Consider the following 21,151-nt stretch of genomic DNA (forward strand, 5'->3'; position numbering starts at 1 on the left):
GGTTTAACCTCGTATTCCCGGATCACGCTTCCCAACACAACATGGCTGGAAATCACGATCTATGATGCAGAATCGTTATGCCCGAGCGGATGCAATATTTCGTTCAGCTCCTTGCTCTCATGGTAGCCCCGGCGATCCTGAAGCTTTAACGTGCCTTGATCCCATTCATAGATATCAAGCCCGTTTACGCCCTCGCCCAGCGACCAGCCCAAGAGGATCTCCACCGATCCATCCCGGTCCACATCATGGATTCCTGCATAATCCAGCCCGTGGCCGCTGCCTTCCCCATGCCATATGATTTGCCAGGCATCCTGCTGGCGCGTCAGAAGAGCCGCCTTTAGCATCCGATTGCGCCCTCCGCCCTCTTGATATACAACGATCGCCTCATCCCGCCCGTCTCCATCCAAATCGCCATAGGAAATGGGACCATTCCCTTGTCCACCCGGCGCCAGCAGGCGAGCGCCATCCGGCAGCAGATCCAGCAGGCTTGTCTCGGCATTGCCGCCGGTTCCCTGGCCGACTCCAGGATCATAGCTATCCTCCCTGACATTCGGCGCGCCGATAAGATCCTCCGGCATCGGCGGAATTGCGCAGCCGCTCAGGAAGAGCAATGCTAAGGCTGCCACCATAAAACTCATGAGCCTGTTTGACATATTAGCGTCCTGCCCCTTATAGATTCTTCGTCCTATTCTATATGGTTTGACGGACAAAGAGGTTATGAAATAGTTAAAATTCACTCCGGCCTCGCCTCTATGCTCGGAAGATAAATCAACACCTCGGTCCCCTTGCCAAGCTCGCTGTGTATCTTGAGCTGGCCCTGGTGCAGGCGGACGATTTGCTCGGAGATGGACAGACCAAGCCCGCTGCCACCCCTCTTATGATTCCCTTTATAGAATTTCTGCGTTAAGTTCGGAAGCTCATCCTTGGGAATGCCGGCTCCCGTATCTTTAATGGCCACGACGACCCGAGCTTCTGCTTCATCCGGCCTCGCCAAAATGGTGATCGTGCCTCCGCGCTCCGTAAATTTCAGCGCGTTGTCCAGCAGATTAATCATGACCTGCTTCAGGCGGTTCTCATCACCCCAAATTACAGGCAGCCGTTCCGCCGCCTTGACCTCCAGCAGAATCCCCTGCCGCTCAGCCCGGGGACGCAGCTGCTGCCCGATTCTCCCTAAGAAATCTGCTAAATGAAGCGGAGAACGGGATAATACCATACGCCCGTCTTCAAGCTTCGAGAAGTCCAGCAGCTCGTCCACAAGCCCCGTCAACCGGTCCGCTTCCGACTCGATAATGTCCAATCCTTCCTCAAGGCGTACCTTTCCATTCAGACGACTGGTTTTTAGCGTAACGACCCAACCCTTAATCGACGTTAACGGGGAGCGAAGCTCATGCGACACGGAAGAAATAAAATCATTCTTGAGCCGGTCGTGCTGCTGGATTTTGCCGGCCATCACATTCAAGGTATCCGCCAGCGCGCCGAGCTCGTCGTCGTATTGCTTCTCCGCCCGGGCGCCATAATCCCCATCCGCAATTTGCTCGGCTGCGTGCTTCAATCCAGTAATGGACTGGGTGATCGTTCTGGATAATAGAACGCCGACCGCGGCAACGATGAGCACGACAATGAGGCCTGTGCCGATTAGGATGGCGGCAATCTGCCTGACCGTCTCCTTCGTTTCTTGCAAGGAGGTCACGAATCTCACAGCCCCAACAACCTTGCTGCCGGTCAGCAGCGGATAGGATACCGCCATGACCTCCTCCTCCGCAGCGGGGTCAAGCCCTCGCCAGAGGCCGGCCTTGCCTGCCGCCGCCTTCCGTACGTCCAGGTACCCAAGCATGCTTTGCCCCGGCTGAAGCCCGGACGAATCCTCCAGCAGCCGGCCGGCAGAGCTGATGATTTGAACCTGCCCGGCGAAATGATGCGAGAATCCCTGCAACAGATGGGGAGCCTGCTGCTCCAAATCTGCATCCTTAAAATATTGCTCATAGAACGAAGCCGACAGCTCCGCCTGTTGAACTAAAATACGCTCAATATTGTGGTAATAATAATAGTTCACAGCAGTAATCAGAATGGCTACAAGAATGATCACCGCCGTCAAAATAACCAGGAGATAGCTCCCGACCAGCCTTTTGCGAATGCCCACTTCAATCGTCCTTCCTCCAGCGGTAACCGACGCCCCATACAGTCTCAATACGCTGCGGCCTGGAGCTGTCCTCCTCCAGTTTCTCCCGCAGCCTCCGCACATGGACATCCACCGTTTTCGTATCGCCGACAAAATCCTCGCCCCAGACCAGGTTCAGCAGCTCATTTCTGGTTAAAGCAACATCCGGATGCTCCATAAACGCCTTGACCATCAGGAATTCCTTCGGCGTAGCCTCGATCGGTTCACCATGCTTGTACAGCTTGTTCGCAGTCAGGTCGAGGCGAATAGCCCCTGATTGGAGAACAGCATGCGCGGAGTCGCCCGATTTGCGGGTACGGCGCAGCACCGTGCGAATCCTGGCCGTCAGCTCCAGCGGATTAAACGGCTTGACGATATAATCGTCGGCACCGAGCTCCAGCCCTTTGATCCGGTCCAAATCCTGCCCGCGCGCCGTTAGAAAAACAATCACGACCTCCGTATCAATTTCCCTTAGCCGCTCACAGACCTCAAAGCCGTCGGAATCCGGAAGCATGACGTCCAGAACGACAACATCAGGCCGGCTTGCCTCGAAGCTCTCCAATGCCGTCTCCCCGGTCGCCGCTTCGGATACATGAAACCCGCTGCCATCCAGATGGATTGCGATAAAGCGGCGTATATGATCATCATCCTCCACAATCAGCACGTGGCCACGGTTATCCAAATCCATCTTGCCCTCCCGAATAGCTAGTTCGTTCAATGAATCATATTAAAACACTAAATCCATCATCATGCAAAACCCCCTGCAATTCTTCGAATAAATCAAAAATAACCCAAACGGGTTGTAAGAACCATTGGGTTATGTATCCTCTGCCGCTCCTATTCCTCTACTTCAAAGACCGAATTCACGATAATCGGCAAATTATTTCTCACCGAAATCGCACAGAAACATTCACCGCTTCCGCCAATCTATGTTAAATTAGGGAGTAGTAATTTCATAATCATTCCACAAATTATACCGATATAACACTTAAGCATAATATTTGCTATTCATACTATGACTCTTTAAGGAGGCTGTACGATGAAAAAAGTTGTCACTCTTGTTGTCAGTCTGGCTTTACTGTTATCCACACAGACGGCGGCTCTTGCCCATCCTGGCAGAACAGACGCCAACGGCGGACATAACTGCTCCGAGAAATCGAAGCAGAAGGGCCTTTGCACTGGTTACCATTATCACAATTCCGGTACGACGAATTCAAGCTCGAAGTCAAAATCCACGACAAAATCAAAAACCTCCAACAATAACAGCTCATCCAGCAAAACCGGCACAACCGGTAAAAGATCCGCTCCTAAACCGGGATATACCACGGTAGACATTACATTGATCGTGAACGGAAGCATCGTGCCCTTGGATCAAAAAGCCGTCATCGTTAATGGTACGATCCTGCTCCCGTTGAAGAATATGTTCGATGCGCTTGGCGCCACCCTGGAGTGGGATCAGGCTGCGAAGAAGATCACCGCCTCCAAAGACGGCACGACCGTGGAACTGACCGTAGACAGCACCGCGGCACGGAAGCAAAACAAGGACATTACGTTGCAGGTCAAGCCGATTGTCATCAATGGATATACGATGGTACCTGCCCGCTTTGCTGCCGAGTCGTTCGATGCTGCCGTTGAATGGGATTCGCTATCAAGCACGATTACAATTACAACGCCTTGATGCATTCGACCCGGTTGCCAAACGGATCTCTGAACTCAAATCTTTCATACCCTGGGATCGGGATCGATTCCAGGGTCACTATCCCGTTAGCCTCTAACTGCTGCCAAATTACCTGCAAATCCTCCACCTCGTAGGCCAAATGAGCTTTGGTCGAACTTCGGTCCACGCCATCCTCAGTCCCGATATGGAGCTCCTGATTTCCTACTTGAAGCCAGATTCCGCCTCTTCCCTGCAGGCTCTCCGGTTTTGGAATTTCCTTTAAGAGCAGCACGCCGCAGTAAAATTTCCTCGCCTCCTCCTCCATTCCCTTCGGGATCGTGATTTGCGCGTGATGAAAGCCTCTGATCATATTCCTCAGCTCCTTAGTCTGTATTGGATTCCCCCCAGCCTGTCATAATGCCGCAGCAGCCACACTGGAGTATGCCTTCATTCTGTCATCATAGACCTGAAGCGTCAATTCGCGTTCTTCATTAAAAAATCGAGACATGCCGCCAGCAGCGGACTAAACTCCTCCTCATACAATTTAATTTCTCGAGTATATAGCTTGCTAATAGACTTGCTCGTTATTTCAGCGCAAACCTTACTCCCGGTTTGGTTTATAATGCGGGTTCTCTTGTCCAGCAGCTCTTTAACGACCTCGAATGATTGACCGTCAAACCTGAATTTATAACAGGGATGCGTTCTGATGATGCTCTTATCCTCCAGCATAAAGCTCCGCTCTGTTCCTTCTGCGGAATAAGTAATCATCCACTTATTTCTTCCCAGCCATACCTGCATATCGGCAATCCGAATACTGCACCGGTCAGCTTCCGCCGAGAAGCTTACTTCCCAGTTGTCCATGATCCAGCACATGGCTTTACTGAACCGAGTTTTAAATGTTCTCGTCATGTAACCGCAGGAGCTGCCGTCATTACTGGTCAGCTCTATGCCAGCCGCCGCCGACATTTTCAGTACCGGAAGCTTGTAATAATATATCTTCATTCCCCGTCTCCTATAAAAAAATGATCCGCGCCAATTGACATTCTCTCGGCCGGGTCTCAGAGCTGCATGCGCCTTCTTCCATAATTATACATTATATCTGCTTCATTCCGAAAGGCTTTACGGGAAATCATGTGAATGAATCATTTCATAGAAGGCCTCGCGCATCTCTTCATTCACCTTAAAAAAACGCTTGAACTCCACACTAACATTATTGCTAGAACGAATGCGCAATAGCTCCAAAGAATTTAGCTCTGGATCAACGGTAAACTCAATATCGAAGGTCGTTAAGTCATCCATTCTCTGTGTTAAATTAGAACAAAAATCCGGCTTTAAGGCCGGATCTTTGCGATGTCTGATATGATTGATATTCTATCTCTTTGCAGCCATTAACCTTCTACGATCCATTTCTCCAGCTCCAGCGGCTCCACATATTGGCCATTCTTGTACGCGCGCATATTGCCGCCGGAAATTTCGTCAATCAGGACGATTTGGGCGCCGTTATCTACTCTGCCGAATTCAAATTTGATATCGTACAGCTCAATGCCTTTGCTGGCCAGCTCGGCCTTCACGACGTTGCCTATCGTTTGCGTCAGCTCTTTAAGTACTTTATATTCGGCGGAGGACAGAATCCCCAGCATGTCCAGCGCATCCTCTGAAATCGGCGGATCCTGGCGCTCGTCATCCTTGATGGTCACTTCTACGAAAGCATCCAGAGCCTGGCCTTCCTCAGCATACATCCCGTAACGGCGCAGGAAGCTCCCGACCGCTCTGTAGCGGCAAATCACTTCGAGGCCCTTGCCGAATACGGTGGCCGGCTTCACAGTCATCGTGGCGTTATCGATGTCGGCATCTACGTAATGCGTAGGGATTCCCTTTTCCTTCAATATTTCAAAGAAATGCTTCGTCAAACGGAGTCCTGCTTTGCCCGCGCCTTCCATCGTCAACCCGACCGTATTCGCGCCCGGATCAAATACGCCGTTCTCCCCCGTCACATCATCCTTGAATTTCAGCAAGTAGTTTCCGTCCTCTAGCGCATATACATCCTTGGTCTTGCCTGTGTAGATCAATTTCATTCCTGCAGATCCTTTCTCGTAAAAAAGATTTTATTTACAATATAGCACGCCTTCCCGACCGGAGACCATTATTTTTATGATTATGACTACGGAACGCCTCCTCCTGATCAGTCCCGTATCCAAGCTTCGATAATTTCATTAAAAAGCTCCGGCTGTGCCAGGGGCACCCCGTGTCCAACCTGCGGAAGAACCCTGACTTCGCAGCTCCGATGGCTTGCCGCGATATCCGCCGCCGACTTTCTCATCATCTTCTTCTCCTTCTCTCCAACCGTAACGAGGATTTTCGCCGTAGACCGATGAAGCTGTTCAGGAATTTGAAAAGTCATATTTTCCTGCAAAATGTCAACCAGAGTGGCCGCCTTCATTCGGCAGGTCTCTTGGTAATAGGCCTCAAACAGGTCCTCACCAATATACAGCTGTTTAGCCTGCAGCCTGGAAAAGCCTCTATGCTTGGCAAGCCCGTGGGTCATCCTGACCATAGGACCGATGAGATGCCTGGCCAAGGGGACAGGTCTTACCAGTGCGCTATTGATGATCGCATAATCAATCATTTGCGGCTGCATGCTTAGAATTTGCAGGGCGATCTGCGCCCCCAGAGAAAATCCGATCAGAATCACCGGCTTCCCCGATGCCTTCCGCTTCATCAAATCGATGATTAACTCACTGCTGCCGCATATCGAGAAGCTGATCTCCGAGCTCCTGCCATGCCCGGGCAAATCCGGTACTAAACAATGATAATGCTGAAAATATTCGACCTGGTTCTCCCACATCCAGCCGCTTACCCCGCCCCCATGCAAAAAAACGAGAAGAGGAGCCCTTACATCCCCCGACTCTCTATAAAATAATTCCAACTTTGCTTCCCCCTTTTCCGCCAGCACTCCCTTAATCCATGATGCCTTTATTTTAAATTTCCATAAAATATATCTATCTTCTGAATATTTCCTAATATATTCCGGTTTAATCTATTGTAAATAATGTAAATTATGTTTATTATTTCATTATGTAAGCACTTTCTTTTTGCGCAATGATAAACATTTTAAAAAATGAAGGAGGCACGCATATGAACCATTTTACGGGAGTCGACGGAAGAAAACCACTGTTTTGGCTGCTTGCTTTTCTGGTATCGATGCCATTGTTCGCCTTCGGAGCAACCCCCGCCTCTTATGCCGCATCCGCCAGGCAAATGGAATCGCTTAAGCGCGGCGTTGTCGCCGTTAAGGTAAACAATGGGGTATTCGTAAGCTGGCGCCTGCTCGGCACCGAGCCGGACAATATTGCGTTCAACCTCTACCGGGGAAGCACCAAGGTCAATGCCAGCCCCATCACTAACAGCACCAACTACATCGACCCGCAAGGTACAACGAGCTCGGCCTATTCGGTAAAGGCTGTGCTGAACGGACAGGAGCAAGCGGCTTCCGAGACGGCAGCGGTCTGGGGACAAAACTATCTATCCGTTCCAATTCAACAGCCTCCCGGCGGTACCACGCCCGATGGGGTTGCCTATACTTACAGCGCCAATGATGCGAGCGTAGGCGATCTGGATGGGGATGGGATCTATGAAATCGTGCTAAAATGGGATCCTTCCAACTCCAAGGATAATTCTCAAGCCGGCTATACCGGACCGGTCATCCTTGATGCCTATCGTCTGGACGGCACCCGGCTGTGGCGCATCAATCTGGGCAGGAATATTCGGGCTGGCGCGCACTATACGCAGTTTCTCGTCTATGACTTGGACGGCGACGGCAGAGCTGAGGTCGTATTCAAGACGGCGGACGGCACCGTTGACGGGGTCGGCAGGACGATCGGCAATGCAAATGCGGATTACCGCAACTCCAGCGGGTATGTACTGTCCGGTCCCGAATACCTGACGGTGTTCAAGGGAAGCACCGGAGAGGCTTTGACGACTGTCAACTATGAGCCCGCCAGGGGGAACGTCTCCGATTGGGGAGATAACTACGGCAACCGCGTCGATCGTTTCCTGGCCGGGGTTGCTTATTTGGACGGGCAGCGTCCCAGCTTCGTCATGGCTCGCGGCTATTATACGAGAACCGTACTCGTAGCCTACAATTGGCGGGACGGCAAGCTGGCCAAGCTGTGGACATTCGATTCGAACTCGCCGGGTAACGGCGCATATGCCGGCCAAGGCAACCACAGCCTCAGCGTCGCTGATGTCGATAACGACGGCAAGGACGAAATCATCTATGGCGCAGCAGTCATTGACGATAACGGCAAAGGGCTGTATACGACAGGACTCGGGCATGGCGACGCCCTGCATGTGGGCGATCTGGATCCCGACCGGGCCGGGCTAGAGGTGTTCGGCGTTCATGAATCGGCCAGCGCGGCTTACGGAGCAGAGATTCACAATGCAGCCACAGGCCAAATCTATTGGGGCATCCGCACCGGAGCGGATACCGGACGGGGATTGGCTGCGGATATCGATCCGCGAACAAAAGGAACGGAGCTATGGGCCTCCGGCATTGGACTCTATTCCGTCAAAGGGGTAAAAATTAGCGATGCCACGCCGAACTCCACCAACTTCGCCATCTGGTGGGACGGGGATTTGCTGCGCGAACTGCTCGATCATACCGGCGGAACAGGCAAAGTCGACAAATGGAATTACGGCTCGGGTACAACCAATCGCCTGCTAACGGCTACGGGGACTGCATCGAACAACTCGACTAAGGGCAACCCGAGCCTGCAGGCCGACATCCTTGGCGACTGGCGGGAGGAAGCCATCTGGAGAACCGCTGACAATACCGCGCTGCGCATTTATACGACTACTGACGTTACTTCCCATCGGATTTACACGTTGATGCATGATCCCGTTTACCGCCTGAGCGTGGCCTGGCAGAACGTCGGCTACAATCAGCCTCCGCACACGGGATTCTATCTCGGAGAAGGGATGAGCGCTCCGCCCAGACCAAATATGCGCCCATCCTAAATATAGAAATAGAAAGGAGAATGATCATGAATCTATTCCGCCAAGTTCCCCCCTCTCCGGAGGTCACTGCTTATCTGGTTAACGAATATCAAAGAAACTGGAAATCTGCTGGGTTTACTTACAGCCAGTTTCTCATTGCCCGGGGATATCAGAACCCTGCCCACAACCATCCGGGAATGGATGACCATGTAACGGGCATGCCTCCTGCAGGGGCGGAGCTGATTCACACGCCGCGCAAACCGGTTACCGGAGACCTGAATGTCAAGGTGCTTCTTGTCGATTTCTCCGATATGCCGGGGGTGCTCCCCAAAGAGCACTATGAAGATCTGCTCTTCTCCCGCAACACCCACACAACCGGGAGTATGGCGGATTATTATGATGAAGTCAGCCGGGGGCTGGTGCAAATCCACGGTGAAGTGCACGGCTGGCTCAGAATGCCGCAGACCTACTCCTACTACACGAACGGCAACTCAGGCCTGACCGATAAGCTCAACCGGGAATACTATCCGCAGGACGCCAGAAAGCTCGCTGAGGATGCCGTCGATGCTGCACTGGCCCACGGTGTCTCTTTTCCATCCCACCTGGATGCCCTGGACAATGGCACGATTACGGCGTTATTCATCGTACATGCCGGACGCGGAGCCGAGAAAATCCTCCCGCCGCTCAGCGGCAGCCATATCTGGTCCCATAAATGGCAAATGGTCGAGCCCAAAGAAGTTGCTCCGGGGCTTGCCGCCGTTACTTACTTAATGGTGCCCCAGGAAGCTCTGCTCGGGGTGTGCGCGCATGAGCTTGGACATCTGGCTTTCCAATGGGATGATTTCTATGATCCAAACTATGATGCCGACGATGACCATTGGGACGGAAATGGGATGTGGGACGTGATGGCCAGCGGTTCCTATGCCGGCAGGGAGATGCGTCCGGTTCATCCGGCAGGGCTGCATAAACTGCAGCATGGATGGATTGAAGGCGAGAAAATTCATCAAAGCCGGAGCGGGCTGACGCTGCTCCCGGTGACATCGGCTGAGGGCAAGGTGGTTAAAATTAAAGGGCCGGGCTACACCAGCAATCAGTATCTTCTGCTTGAGAACAGAATCCGGGAGAAATTCGACGGTGAACTGCCGGGCGAAGGCCTGTTAGTTTGGCGAATCGACGAGAATGACGATCAAACCAGAAGCGCTGCCCCCGGCATGTATTTGATCCAGGCGGACGGGAATGAAGACTTGAATGATCCCGATGACCGCAATAGCGGGGATCGGGGAGATCCTTTTCCCGGAAGCAGCCACAACACCGAGCTTCTGGATCATGGAAGAATATCCACCTCTTTTCCGGGACAGCCATCCGGTATAACGCTGAAGAACATTGCCTTTGACCCGGAAACGAAGCAAATTACGCTTGATGTCTTCATTGAAGAGAGATCATGACACGAAATAACAAGATCCGGCTTTTAGCAATTTGCCTGCTAAAGCCGGATCTTGTTTTATTTCACATCCGCATAAGATTCGGCCGCTGCAGCAAGATAGTACGCCAGCCCTGTCTGCTGCCCCTCAAGCATCTGCAAATGGAATGAGTCGCTAAGGAAAAAACGCGTCTGCCCCGCAAAATCCTGAGCCGATACAGCATGGCCGTGACGGTTCATAAATTCCAAATGGCTGCGGATCAGCTGCCCGACTTCCAGGCTGTTATGCATCACGCCCGTTTGTAAATTCCGGGCCATTTCATCCATAAAAGCCTTGGCTTCACGGGCCTGCTCATTCATGTCCTGAACGTCGATCTGCGCCGATTCCAGCGGGTCAAATTCATAACTCTTCTGTAAATGTGCATTATGCTCTTCCAGGGCTTCCCGCCATTCTTCCTCCCGGGCAAAGCCCATAAACAACTCTGAATGATCCATAGGTTCTCCTTTCTCCATACCATGGATGGAATGCCTCAATGTTGCAATGACTGCCTGCAGCCTGTTCTGTCTAGCCAGAAGCAGTTCCTCCTGCTGCTGAAGTACGGATAAGCGCTCAGGCTCTCGTTCGAGAAGCTGCTTGATCTGTTCCAGTGGAAACTCCAATTCGCGGTAAAACAAAATCTGCTGCAATCGTTCCAGCTCTTCTTGTCCATACAAGCGATACCCTGCTCCGCTTATTTCACGGGGCAAGAGCAGGCCGATTTTGTGATAATGATGCAGCGTCTTGACCGTTACGCCGGACAGCGAAGATACCTCTTTTACCGTGTAGAGCATCTGGCTTTCCTCCTTTCAACCCCACTTTACTGCCTCCCCTAACAGGAGAGTCAAGCTTAGCGTAAAATGAATTTTGCAGGAGGACGATTTCATTAAAAATGGTAGAATATCAGCTTACTGATTCCTTTTCCACTCCTCATGGACTTTTAGAACCTTCGTCCATAATTCGTCTTTTTCGAGCTGGCTGAAGTGATTTAACGGTTCTCCAAATACGTCGCTTAATAGCTCAAACCATTCGGAACGAATTGTAATTTCGCTTTTGGCCAGCCCGTGCTCATCGCGCCTGCTGTATACGCATCCTCTAAGCTCATTAATGTTTGTCTTATGCCTGTTTCGTACCAGCAGCAAACGGATCCACGTAGAATCCGGAGACGAGCTCAGATGCTCATGCTTCGGGACGAATTCTGCCATATTGGGCACAGCTTCAGGGTCGATATCAACTCCGATAAAAGCTCCTAGAGGATCATGCACCAATCGCCAACCCGGCGTAATGACACTGGACCCGGTAAGCTTATAGGTATGAAAACCCTGCTTATGCTCCCCAAAATGAAGCGGAATCGGCTCATACAGCATATCGCCTAATCCAACGTCAACAAGCCATGTTTGCGCCTCGGCATCTTTTCTGTTTTTATTTTCAATAGGCAAACGAACGGACAGTCCTAAATGATAGGAATCGATCCTGGCCTCTTGGCCATGGGACTGTACCCCAGCCCGGTGTAAAGACACATGATATCCTAAAGAACGCAGCAAAAGTTGGAATGCCCCGTTCAGGTGAAAGCAATACCCGCCTCCACGATAAAGGATATGGTGCATCAAGCTGCCAGAATCGATCGGAACAGGCTTGCCGGCAAATAGGTCGATCGTTTGCCACGCAATTCGCTCAACATGGGCGCGGTGCAGTGCAAATAAATATTCTGTCGTCGGCTGCTGCTGCTCCATGCCTAACCGGCGCAAATAATCCTTCCTTTGTTTTGGCGATAGCATCGTTTCCCTCCAACTGCATTATTCCAGCCTATTCTTTGGCTGTGATATGAATCTCCTGGTCGATTTCAAGCTCAATCATCTCAGTCTGCCGATTTCCTTCGTGATCCTGCCAAGTAAGCTCAAGCGAAGTGCTTTCATAATTCGACCGGTCCTTCTCCAATTCCCCATAGGAATAGGGGCCCGTTAATGAGCCAATATCCTTGACATTATCCAGGATAGATACTTCTCCGTTATTGGAGTGAAACTCATTCGCATATACGACTTCCTTCTCGCCCCGGCTGTTATTTTCATAAAATTTATATTCGAAAAAAGTGCTCCGGCTAAGCTCCCCCGGATCTCCCTTAAATTTCAAAGAGGCATGTCCCCTTAAGATCCGGTCCCCCGTAATCATGATTTTATAGTCCCGAATATCCCATGCCTCGCCGGTTCCATGCAGCAAATACAAGCTTGCGCCCGAGCTGGCTTCCACGCTGGTCTGCTCCCTATCCAAATATAAATACAGCCATAAGGCATTCGTGATGATCATAATAACTGCCAAGAGCCAAACGGTTTTTTTCATCTTGTATCTCCAACTCTTATCTTATTTCTACTTCACAAACGTATTCTTCACTCGTTCCGACTTCAAAAAATATGGAATCCATATTGCGCAGGTGATCGCAGACTTAACTACATCCCTGATCGAGCTCCCGTCCTCCACCTCCCGGGCTAAAGGAATTTGATACATCATGATTATATCCGCAATCCAGAACAACAAATTGGCGCTGTATAATATGATCATTAACTTGGGCAGTATCGCTTTTTTCTGGTAAAACATGATCAAAATAAATATCGTGAAACCCATGAGCAGGCTGTTAAATATGGCTTCGAAAATCAGCATCGGTGCCCATAAAGGATGATAATATACCGAATCCTTGGAGGTAAATAGTTCCCAGGTCTCCGTGCCGAATATAGACAAGAAATATTCAGGCAATTGCAAGAATCCCAATACAAGCGTCAGAAACAAACCGATTTGCGTGAGGACCAGCCAGCCTCCAAGACCTGACACGCCTAATGGCTTAGTATAGTCCACCGTTTCCTGCACATTTGTCTGCTGCGTATTCGTTTGTTGAGCGTTCGACTCCAAAACACAACACTTCCCTTTTCAAATTATGTATTCGAATTCCCCGGCAATCAGCCATTTCGCTCATAGTTGTCAGAGTAGTAGGCAATGACCCAATTGTAAAAAATGCCTCCAAGCAACAGATGAATGGACGGCTGCCTGCGTCGAATCAATCATGGATCCCGATAATCGCCGCCAGCTATTAAAAGCAGCAGACTTCCCTTTCCTCTCTCCTCCTTACAAGGGATCTGATCGCTCCGGACAAGCTCATGCCAGGCGCATGAGCATCGGTAGTCCCACTGTATCACCAAACCCCGAATCATTTCCAGCAATTCCAAAAAAGAATAAAGCCTCCGGGCACTTTCCGCAACCCTGGAGGCTTTGATATAAAGTAATCTGGGCAGATCATGCAGATCGTGCGATCGTGCAGATCATTCTAATATGCTAACGCATGCCGTAAATTTCCATGTCACTGCCAAGAGCTACCGGCCCGCCTCGTTACTCTGCATCTGCCGCTCGGCGTTTCGCAAGGAGAGAGGGCGGATATCCGTCCACTCTGATTCGATATGTTGAAGGCAGGCCTCGCGTGTGCTCTCGCCGTAGACCACCTGCCAGCCCTTCGGCACCTGAAGGAAGGCCGGCCAAAGGGAGTGCTGTCCCTCGCTGTTTACGAGCACCTTATACATACCGTCCAATTGCTCAAATGGATTTGCCATTTTCTCATTCCTCCCCCTATCTGTCCGCATCTCGTTCCTGTGGTTCCTGTCCTGCCTGCAGCTTCGCCAGCAAGACCCGCCCGATTTCCGCCAGCGGCCCCGGCTGGCATAAATCCTTATGCCGGCAAGCGATGTCATGCCTTTCAATCCGGCCCCCGATATAAGGGGCCCACATCTCCGGCTCGATCGGGTCGAACCAGTCCGGGATAATGGTCGAGTGGAAGAACAGCAGATCTCCCTCATATTTCTCGGGAACAAAGGCGCTTAGCAGGCGCACCGAGTTTTCGTACGTACTTTTCAGGTTTAAAATAATGTCCTCGTCCAGGCTGGCCAGAGCGCTGCCGTCGCTGCGCAAAATCCCGATAGCCCGGGCAATGTCCAGCGGGCCGTCCTTGATCGAATCAGGATCATACCCGCCCAAGGCGAGCAGCGCAATCAGCGCCTCGTCTTCGCTGGCTTCGCCGCGCAGCGGCAAATAGTGGCTCGGAAACGCATCGAGCATCGCCAGGAAAGCCACTTCCTCCCCCTCGCGCTGCAGCTGCACCGCCATCGCCTGCGCAACATTGCCGCCGAACGACCAGCCCAACAGGCGATACGGACCCTGCGGTTGAACGGTGCGAATCTGGGCTATATAATCAGTGGTCATTTCCTCCAGCGTCCCGGGGTACTGATCGGTCTCGGCGATGCCCCGCGCCTGCAGGCCGTAGATGGGATAATCCATCCCGAGATGCTTCATGAGACCCGCATAGCACCAGCTCAGCCCTCCTGCGGGATGCACGCAGAACAGCGGAATTTCCCTGCCCTCGGCGCGGAGCGGAAGCAGCACCTGGAGCGCGCTTTGCCCCTGGTCCGAATACAGCTTCTCCGCCAGCCCCGCTACAGTTGGAGCCTCGAAGAGCAGACCGATGCCAAGCTCCCTGCCCATCGTTTCGCGAATCCGGCTCATCAGGCGCACCGCCAGCAGCGAATGGCCGCCAAGCTCGAAAAATCCGTCATCTATGCTGACCCGCGGCAGTCCCAGCACCTCAGCGAACAAGTCGCAGAGCAATTCCTCCTGCGGAGTACGCGGGCCCCTGCCCTCCGGCGTCAGTGTATATTCCGGCGCAGGCAGCGCCTCGCGGTCCAGCTTGCCGTTCGGTGTAAGCGGCAGCGAATCCAGCTGAATGATCGCCGACGGCACCATATATTCAGGCAGGATCGAGGCCGCATAACGGCGCAAATCCGCTGGCGCGATACCGGCTCCAGGCCCGGGAACGATGTAAGCGGCGAGCCGCTTGTCCCCCGGCTGATCCTCCCGGGCGATGACCGCTGCCTGCTCCACGCCGGGATAGCCGGCAAGTGCGGCCTCGATCTCTCCCAGCTCGATGCGGAAGCCCCGAATTTTGACCTGCTGGTCGCCGCGGCCCAAATAATCGAGCCCGCCCTTCGGCAGCCACTTGGCCAGATCGCCGGTTCGATACATTCGGCTGCCCGGCGGGCCGTACGGATCGGCGACGAAGCGCTCGGCCGTTAAGTCCGGCCTCCCCCAATATCCCTGAGCCAGCCCTGCGCCCGCTACATACATCTCCCCGATTACGCCGGGCGGTACCGGCTGGAGGGACGAATCCAGCACATAGACCCGCAGGTCGGGAATCGGCCGCCCGATCAAGCTGCTTCCGCCTTGTGAAGCACTGTCCCTGTCAAGCTCGAGATAACTGACATGCACGGTCGTCTCCGTGATGCCGTACATATTGATGAGCTTCGGCGCATCGTCCGGGTGGCGATCGTACCAGTCCTTCAAGCGGCTCAGCTCCAACGCCTCTCCGCCGAAGATCACATAGCGCAAGGCCAGCGCCTGCCCCAGCTCCGCATGCTCCCGGTCCGCCTGCATGAAGGCGTAAAATGCCGACGGCGTCTGATTAAGCACGGTCACCCGCTCCTCCGCCAGCAGCTGCAGAAATTGCGCTGGCGAGCGGCTGATTTCATGAGGCACGACGACGAGGCGTCCGCCGTAGAGCAGCGCCCCCCACAGCTCCCATACGGAGAAGTCAAAGGCATAGGAATGGAACAGCGTCCAGACATCCTTAGCGTTGAAGCTGAACCAGGCGTCCGTTGCCGCAAATAACCGGGTAACATTGCGGTGAGGAATGACTACGCCCTTCGGTTTGCCCGTTGAGCCCGAAGTATATATCATATATGCCGGGCTTAACGGGGTAATGCAGCCTTTTCGTTCCTCCTCGCGCAGATCGAGCTCGGAGCTGCCGCGAAGCTGCTCCTCCGTCGCCGGATCGCCAAGTACGATCTGCGGAATCCGCAGCGTACCTGGCAATTGAGCGGCAGCCTGTGCGCTAGTGATCATATATACCGGCTTCGCGTCCTCGACCATCCACTCCAGACGGTCAGCCGGATAGTCGGGATCGAGGGGCAGATAAGCCGCTCCAGCCTTCAAGACGGCCAGCAGGCCAACGACCAGCTCCAGGGAGCGCGGCAAAGCCAGCGCCACCATCTGGCCGGCGCTCACCCCGCCTGCAATCAGCAAATGCGCCAATCGGTTGGCCGCGCGGTTCAGCTGCCCGTAGCTTAATGCCTCGCCTCCGCATACTACGGCTGGGGCGTCCGGCCGCTTGGCTGCCTGCGCCTCGAAGCGTGCGAACAGGCTGGCTCCGTTTGTGTCCGCCATCGTGCCGCAGGCTGGATCAAGCTCTGGCGTTTGGATTGCTCCCTGCCCGGCAGCAGAGCCGGCGCCGCTGGTCACATCGCTCGTCCAGGCCGCCTCCATCAGGAAGGCTTCACGCTCCTCCGGCGTCAGAATATCCACCCTGCCGATGGGCTGCCCCGGCTCCTGTGCCAGCGCTTCGAGCATCTGCACATACCGATAGGCCAAAGCCTCGGCCGTATGGGGCTCATATAAATCCTTGCTGTACTCCAACAGCCCGCTCAATCCGCAGGGCCCGCCGTCCGCACCGCGCCGCTCATTCAATTCGACCGTAAGGTCGAACTTCGCCGTGCCGGAGCTTACCAGCTCCAGGGAAGCTGACGCACCTGGAAAATCAAACGGGGCCGCCGCCGCGTTCTGCAGCACGAGCATGATCTGGAACAACGGATGCCTTGCTCGCGAGCGGGCCGGATTCAACACCTCGACCAGCCGCTCGAACGGCAGATCCTGATGCTCATAGGCAGCGAGATCCGCCTCCCGGACCCGGGAGATCAGCTCGGCAAAGCTCGGATTTCCCGACGTATCTGCCCGGAGCACGAGCGTGTTGATGAACATGCCCACCAGGCCGCCAAGCGCATCGTCGTTTCGCCCGGCAATCGGGCTGCCGATCGGAATGTCATTCCCCGCCCCAAGCCGGGTTAGCAGAGCTGCCAGCGCGGCATGCAGCACCATGAACAAGCTGGCCTTATGCTCCTTCGCCACCTGCAGCAGCCGGGCATGCAGTTCCTCGCCGAGCTCGAAGGGAATGACTCCTCCGGCATAGCTGGAAGCGGCTGGCCGCGGCCGGTCTGTCGGCAGCTCCAGCTGGTCGGGCAGCTGATGCAGCGCATGCTTCCAGAACTCCAGCTGGCGGGCATAGAGGCTGCCTGCGTCGCTTTCTACGCCGAGCAGCTGCTCCTGCCACAGCACGTAATCGGCGTACTGCACGGGCAGCGGCAGCCAGGACGGCCCTTCCCCCCGGCAGCGGGCCGCATAGGCGGCGGACAAGTCGCGGCCCAGCGGCGTCAGCGACCAGCCGTCCCCGGCAATATGATGCAGCAGCAATAGCAGCGCATACTGCTCTCGCCCAAGAACGAATAACTCCACGCGAAATGGAGTCTCCGCGCATAAATCAAAGCTGTAGCTTACGCTCTCCGCGAGCTTTGCCTTCAGCCCCCCCTCTGTGGTCTTGGTGACGATCAGCTGCGGCCTCGCCTGCTTCGTGTCCAGAATCCGCTGCTCCGGTACGCCGAGCACATCGGGAAAGACCGTCCGCAAGGCTTCATGCCTCTCTACGATATCCCCAACCGCAAGCTCCAGAGCCTCCACGTTCAGCGGACCGGAAATCCGAGCTACCCAAGGCATGTTATAAGTGGGGGTCGGCCCCTCCATCCGGTACAGAAACCACAAGCGCCGCTGGGCAAATGAAAGCGGAAGCTGCTCTGGGCGTTCCCCCGCGCGAACGGGCGACCTTGTATGCTTCGCCCGGTCCAAATGCTGGATCAACCCGGCTGCGGTCGGTGATTCGAATAAATGGCGGATGCCGATTTCCGCGCCGAAGACGTCGCGAATCCGGGCGGTCAGCCGGCCCGCAAGCAGCGAGTGGCCTCCCATTTCAAAAAAGTCATCGTCAATGCCGACGCGGGCCCGCCCCAATACCTCGGCGAACAATTGGCACAGCAGCTCCTCCTGCGGCGAGCGCGGCTCGCGTCCGCCCGCATGAATCAGGCCGGCCGGCGCCGGCAGAGCCTTATGATCTATTTTCCGGTTCGGCGTCAGCGGCATTTCATCCAGCTCCACAAACGCCGCCGGAACCATGTACTCTGGCAAGTGCTCCGCTGCATAACGGCGCAGCTCGGCGGGATCGATGGGACCGGCAGCGGCGGCAGGCACGAAATATGCGGCCAGCCGCTTATCGCCGGGCCGATCCTCGCGCGCCATGACCGTGACCTGCTCGATGGCCGGATGCCGGAAGAGGACGGACGTAATTTCGCCGAGCTCGATGCGGAAGCCGCGGATTTTGATCTGGTGATCGGCCCGGCCGATATAATCCAGCGAGCCGTCCGCAAGCCAGCGCACAAGGTCGCCGGTGCGGTACATCCGCGAGCCCGGCTCTCCGTACGGATTGGCCACGAAGCGCTCCGCCGTCATGCCCGGCCTGCCCAAATAGCCGCGGGCCAGCCCGGCTCCGGCGATATACAGCTCGCCTGGGACGCCGGGGGGAACAGGCTGCAGCGCCTCGTCCAGCACATAGAGCTGCGTAGCCTGCACGGGCCTGCCTATCGCGGGCTTGGCCTCCTCATCCCCCAGCCTGGCGGCGGTGGAATAGATCGTCGTTTCCGTCGGACCGTACTGGTTGTTCACCTGACAGCCCAGCGCCTGCAGGCCAAGCTTCAGCCCCGCCGGAAGCGCCTCGCCTCCCGCAATGACCGATAAGCCTGCAAAAGGCTCGGGCCGGATGGACACCAGCTCCTGGAATAAAGTCGGCGTAGCCTGCAGCAGGGTGACCTTCTGCTCGCGAATCCGCCTGGCAAGGGCGGAGGCGTCCAGAATCGTCTCCTTCAAGGCGATATCCATGCAAGCCCCCGTCGTCAGCGGCAGGTACACCTCCAGAACAGATATGTCAAAAGCAATCGTCGTCACGGACAGCATCCGGTCCTCTCCGCCTAGCGGGAACCGCTCCCGCATATCCGTGATCAGGTTGACCAAGCTGCCATAGGTGACCACAACCCCTTTGGGCTGGCCTGTTGAACCCGAAGTATACAGAATATAGGCTGGATGAAGCGGCGACAAGGAATCTGTACGCTCGGCAGCCTGCGGATTCTGAATGGAATACTCCCGCAATTTGTCCTTCATGCCTGGAGCATCAAGGATTAGGCGGGGCGCCTCGCGGTAACCGGACAGGCACGCTTCGCTGGCCTGGTCAGCCAGGATGCAGCATGGCCGGGCATTGCCAAGCATATAGGCGATGCGATCCTCCGGATAATCCGGATCCAGCGGCAGATAGGCCGCTCCGGCCTTGTGCACCGCCAGAATGGCTGCGGCGATCAGCGGGGAACGGGACAGGGCCAAGGCCACGATGCTTTCGGGGCCGGCTCCCTGCTCCATCAGGAGACGGGCGAGCTGATTCGCTTGTTCGTTCAAGGCGGCATAGCTGAGCGAGGACTCCCCGCAGACGACCGCAGTCGCCTCAGGTCTGGCGGCGGCCTGCTGCTCGAACAGTTCCGCCGGGCTCGGATCTGCACTGCAGGTTCCCCGTGCTGTTTGGTTCCAGCCCTCAAGCACCAGACGGCGCTCCTCGGGCGGCAGCCATTCGATATCCATTACCGGCTGCCCCCGCTCCGCAGCCGCAAATTGCTCCAGCAGCCGGACAAATCGGTGATGATGCCGCTCCAGCTCCTCCGGGGCATATATGTCCGGGTTCGCATCGAAATCGATCCGCAGGCTGCCATCCGCCGATCTGGGGCGGGCATGCACGATCAGATCATCCACCGGCCCCGCCGACAGATTATGAAGCGTTCCGGGCACCCCGTCGAAGCTCAGCGTCTCATCCAACGGCATGATGTTCAGAATCGGGCCGAACAGCCGCTGATGATCGCCCAGCAGCCGGAGCTCGCGCCGAAGCTCCTGCTGCCGGAATTTCTGGTGCTGCCTGGCCGCCCTTAGCTCCTGTGATACCTGCGACACCACTTCCAGCAGACTCATGTCTTTGCGGACTGTCAGGCGCAGCGGAACCAGATTCATGACCATGCCCGGCACCCGCAGGGAGGCGGAGCCCAGCCGGCACATCATCGGCATTCCGAGAATGACATCCTCGGCTCCGGAAGCCCGGTGCATGTATACAGCCATCGCTGCAATCATGAACTCGGGCCAGCTCGCTCCCGCCGACTCGGCTGCTGCCCGCAGCGTATTCAAGCTGCTGGGGGCAAGCTCGCCCGACTGGCGCAGGAAACGGCTGGCCGTTCGCTGCACCCTGTCGCCTAACCCGGCCGCATCAGGCTGATCGGTAAAGCGCGACAGCCAGAACCTGCGGTCCTGCTCCTCCTTCCCGGATGCGCGGTATTCGGCCTCCTCCCGCAGCACCTCCTGCCAGGAGCCGAAGCCCCGCCCGATGGCTTCACCACGGGACAGCGCCGTATAAATTTGAGCTACCCTCCGTGAGAGCAGCGAGAAGCCAAAGCCATCAATGGCGATATGGTGGATTCTCTGATACCAGAAGAAGCAGTCCGGGGCAATTCGCAGCACGGCCTGACGAAATAGCGAACCCTGCCTTAAATCGGTTGGTTCGTTGAGATCCCGGTTCATCCAGGCTTCTGCCGACGCCCGCGGATGCTCCTCCCCGCTAACGTCCATATAATGCAGGCTCCAAGCATCGCGAGCCTCCATGATCTTTTGCCAAGGACCGTCCTGGTCCTCTCCAAAGCGCAGATGCAGAGCCTCCGCCTCCGCGACCGCCTGCCTCAAGGCCTGCTCCAAAATTTCAATCCGGAGTGATCCGCGGATTTCAATGTATTCTGCCGTATTATAGATGGGATTCTCGGGGTCAAGCTGCTGCGCGAACCATATTCCTGATTGCGCCCCCGTCAAGGGATAACGAACCTCCGTTTGCACAGGCAT

At 55.1% G+C, this 21,151-nt stretch carries 17 protein-coding genes; 3 read left to right on the plus strand and 14 right to left on the minus strand.

Going from position 1 to position 21,151, the window contains the following annotated elements; genetic code table 11:
• Positions 1-59 precede the first annotated feature (59 nt).
• The 3 genes from BN2762_RS19545 to BN2762_RS19555 form a co-directional block, all read right to left on the minus strand.
• On the minus strand, positions 60-638 hold the full coding sequence (locus tag BN2762_RS19545; protein WP_222861100.1) for a hypothetical protein: 579 nt from the start codon (positions 636-638) through the stop codon (positions 60-62).
• A gap of 95 nt (positions 639-733) precedes the next feature.
• A complete protein-coding gene (locus BN2762_RS19550; protein WP_230202546.1) occupies positions 734-2,188 on the minus strand; it encodes a sensor histidine kinase in 1,455 nt (484 codons plus the stop codon).
• Positions 2,142-2,846, minus strand: coding sequence for a response regulator transcription factor (locus BN2762_RS19555; RefSeq protein ID WP_055108559.1), 705 nt, complete (start codon positions 2,844-2,846; stop codon positions 2,142-2,144). Before BN2762_RS19555 ends, BN2762_RS19550 begins: the two co-directional genes overlap by 47 nt.
• Positions 2,847-3,197: 351 nt before the next feature.
• On the opposite strand from BN2762_RS19555, the gene BN2762_RS27345 reads away from it, so the two are divergent.
• Positions 3,198-3,836 (plus strand): copper amine oxidase N-terminal domain-containing protein, encoded by a 639-nt coding sequence (locus BN2762_RS27345; RefSeq protein ID WP_055108560.1) that lies wholly within the window; start codon positions 3,198-3,200, stop codon positions 3,834-3,836.
• On the opposite strand, the gene BN2762_RS19565 is transcribed toward BN2762_RS27345, so the two are convergent.
• From BN2762_RS19565 to BN2762_RS19585, 5 genes are all read right to left on the minus strand, one after another.
• A complete protein-coding gene (locus BN2762_RS19565) occupies positions 3,823-4,185 on the minus strand; it encodes a VOC family protein (protein WP_055108561.1) in 363 nt (120 codons plus the stop codon). The two genes, BN2762_RS27345 and BN2762_RS19565, sit on opposite strands and share 14 nt — an antisense overlap.
• A gap of 104 nt (positions 4,186-4,289) precedes the next feature.
• Complete coding sequence (locus tag BN2762_RS19570; RefSeq protein WP_055108562.1) at positions 4,290-4,817, minus strand: tubby C-terminal domain-like protein; 528 nt, start codon at positions 4,815-4,817, stop codon at positions 4,290-4,292.
• A gap of 117 nt (positions 4,818-4,934) precedes the next feature.
• On the minus strand, positions 4,935-5,114 hold the full coding sequence (locus BN2762_RS27830) for a hypothetical protein (RefSeq protein ID WP_055108563.1): 180 nt from the start codon (positions 5,112-5,114) through the stop codon (positions 4,935-4,937).
• 89 nt (positions 5,115-5,203) lie between these two features.
• Positions 5,204-5,890, minus strand: a complete 687-nt coding sequence (locus BN2762_RS19580; protein WP_055108564.1) for a phosphoribosylaminoimidazolesuccinocarboxamide synthase — start codon at positions 5,888-5,890, stop codon at positions 5,204-5,206.
• Between the two features lie 107 nt (positions 5,891-5,997).
• Positions 5,998-6,741: an alpha/beta fold hydrolase gene (locus BN2762_RS19585; RefSeq protein WP_055108565.1), complete on the minus strand. Its 744-nt coding sequence runs from the start codon at positions 6,739-6,741 to the stop codon at positions 5,998-6,000.
• A gap of 275 nt (positions 6,742-7,016) precedes the next feature.
• Between BN2762_RS19585 and BN2762_RS19590 the strand changes: the two genes are divergently transcribed.
• Together BN2762_RS19590 and BN2762_RS19595 are read left to right on the plus strand one after the other, a co-directional pair.
• Positions 7,017-8,831, plus strand: coding sequence for a rhamnogalacturonan lyase (locus tag BN2762_RS19590; RefSeq protein WP_055110226.1), 1,815 nt, complete (start codon positions 7,017-7,019; stop codon positions 8,829-8,831).
• 26 nt (positions 8,832-8,857) lie between these two features.
• Positions 8,858-10,255, plus strand: coding sequence for a M6 family metalloprotease domain-containing protein (locus BN2762_RS19595; RefSeq protein ID WP_055108566.1), 1,398 nt, complete (start codon positions 8,858-8,860; stop codon positions 10,253-10,255).
• A gap of 56 nt (positions 10,256-10,311) precedes the next feature.
• Here the strand turns inward: BN2762_RS19595 and BN2762_RS19600 are convergent, their stop codons facing one another.
• The 6 genes from BN2762_RS19600 to BN2762_RS19625 form a co-directional block, all read right to left on the minus strand.
• A complete protein-coding gene (locus BN2762_RS19600; RefSeq protein WP_055108567.1) occupies positions 10,312-11,061 on the minus strand; it encodes a MerR family transcriptional regulator in 750 nt (249 codons plus the stop codon).
• 114 nt (positions 11,062-11,175) lie between these two features.
• Entirely contained in the window at positions 11,176-12,045 is an 870-nt protein-coding gene (locus BN2762_RS19605; RefSeq protein WP_055108568.1) for an arylamine N-acetyltransferase family protein, read from the minus strand.
• A 28-nt stretch (positions 12,046-12,073) separates the two neighbouring features.
• Positions 12,074-12,604, minus strand: coding sequence for a hypothetical protein (locus tag BN2762_RS19610; RefSeq protein ID WP_055108569.1), 531 nt, complete (start codon positions 12,602-12,604; stop codon positions 12,074-12,076).
• A 27-nt stretch (positions 12,605-12,631) separates the two neighbouring features.
• The gene (locus BN2762_RS19615) at positions 12,632-13,168 is read right to left on the minus strand and encodes a DUF2569 domain-containing protein (protein ID WP_055108570.1); all 537 of its coding nucleotides are present in this window, start codon (positions 13,166-13,168) and stop codon (positions 12,632-12,634) included.
• Positions 13,169-13,626: 458 nt separating this feature from the next.
• Positions 13,627-13,860, minus strand: a complete 234-nt coding sequence (locus BN2762_RS19620; protein WP_055108571.1) for an MbtH family protein — start codon at positions 13,858-13,860, stop codon at positions 13,627-13,629.
• 16 nt (positions 13,861-13,876) lie between these two features.
• Positions 13,877-21,151, minus strand: a complete 7,275-nt coding sequence (locus BN2762_RS19625) for an amino acid adenylation domain-containing protein (RefSeq protein WP_055108572.1) — start codon at positions 21,149-21,151, stop codon at positions 13,877-13,879.

Source organism: Paenibacillus ihumii (assembly GCF_001403875.1).
Taxonomy (GTDB): Bacteria; Bacillota; Bacilli; order Paenibacillales; family Paenibacillaceae; genus Fontibacillus; species Fontibacillus ihumii.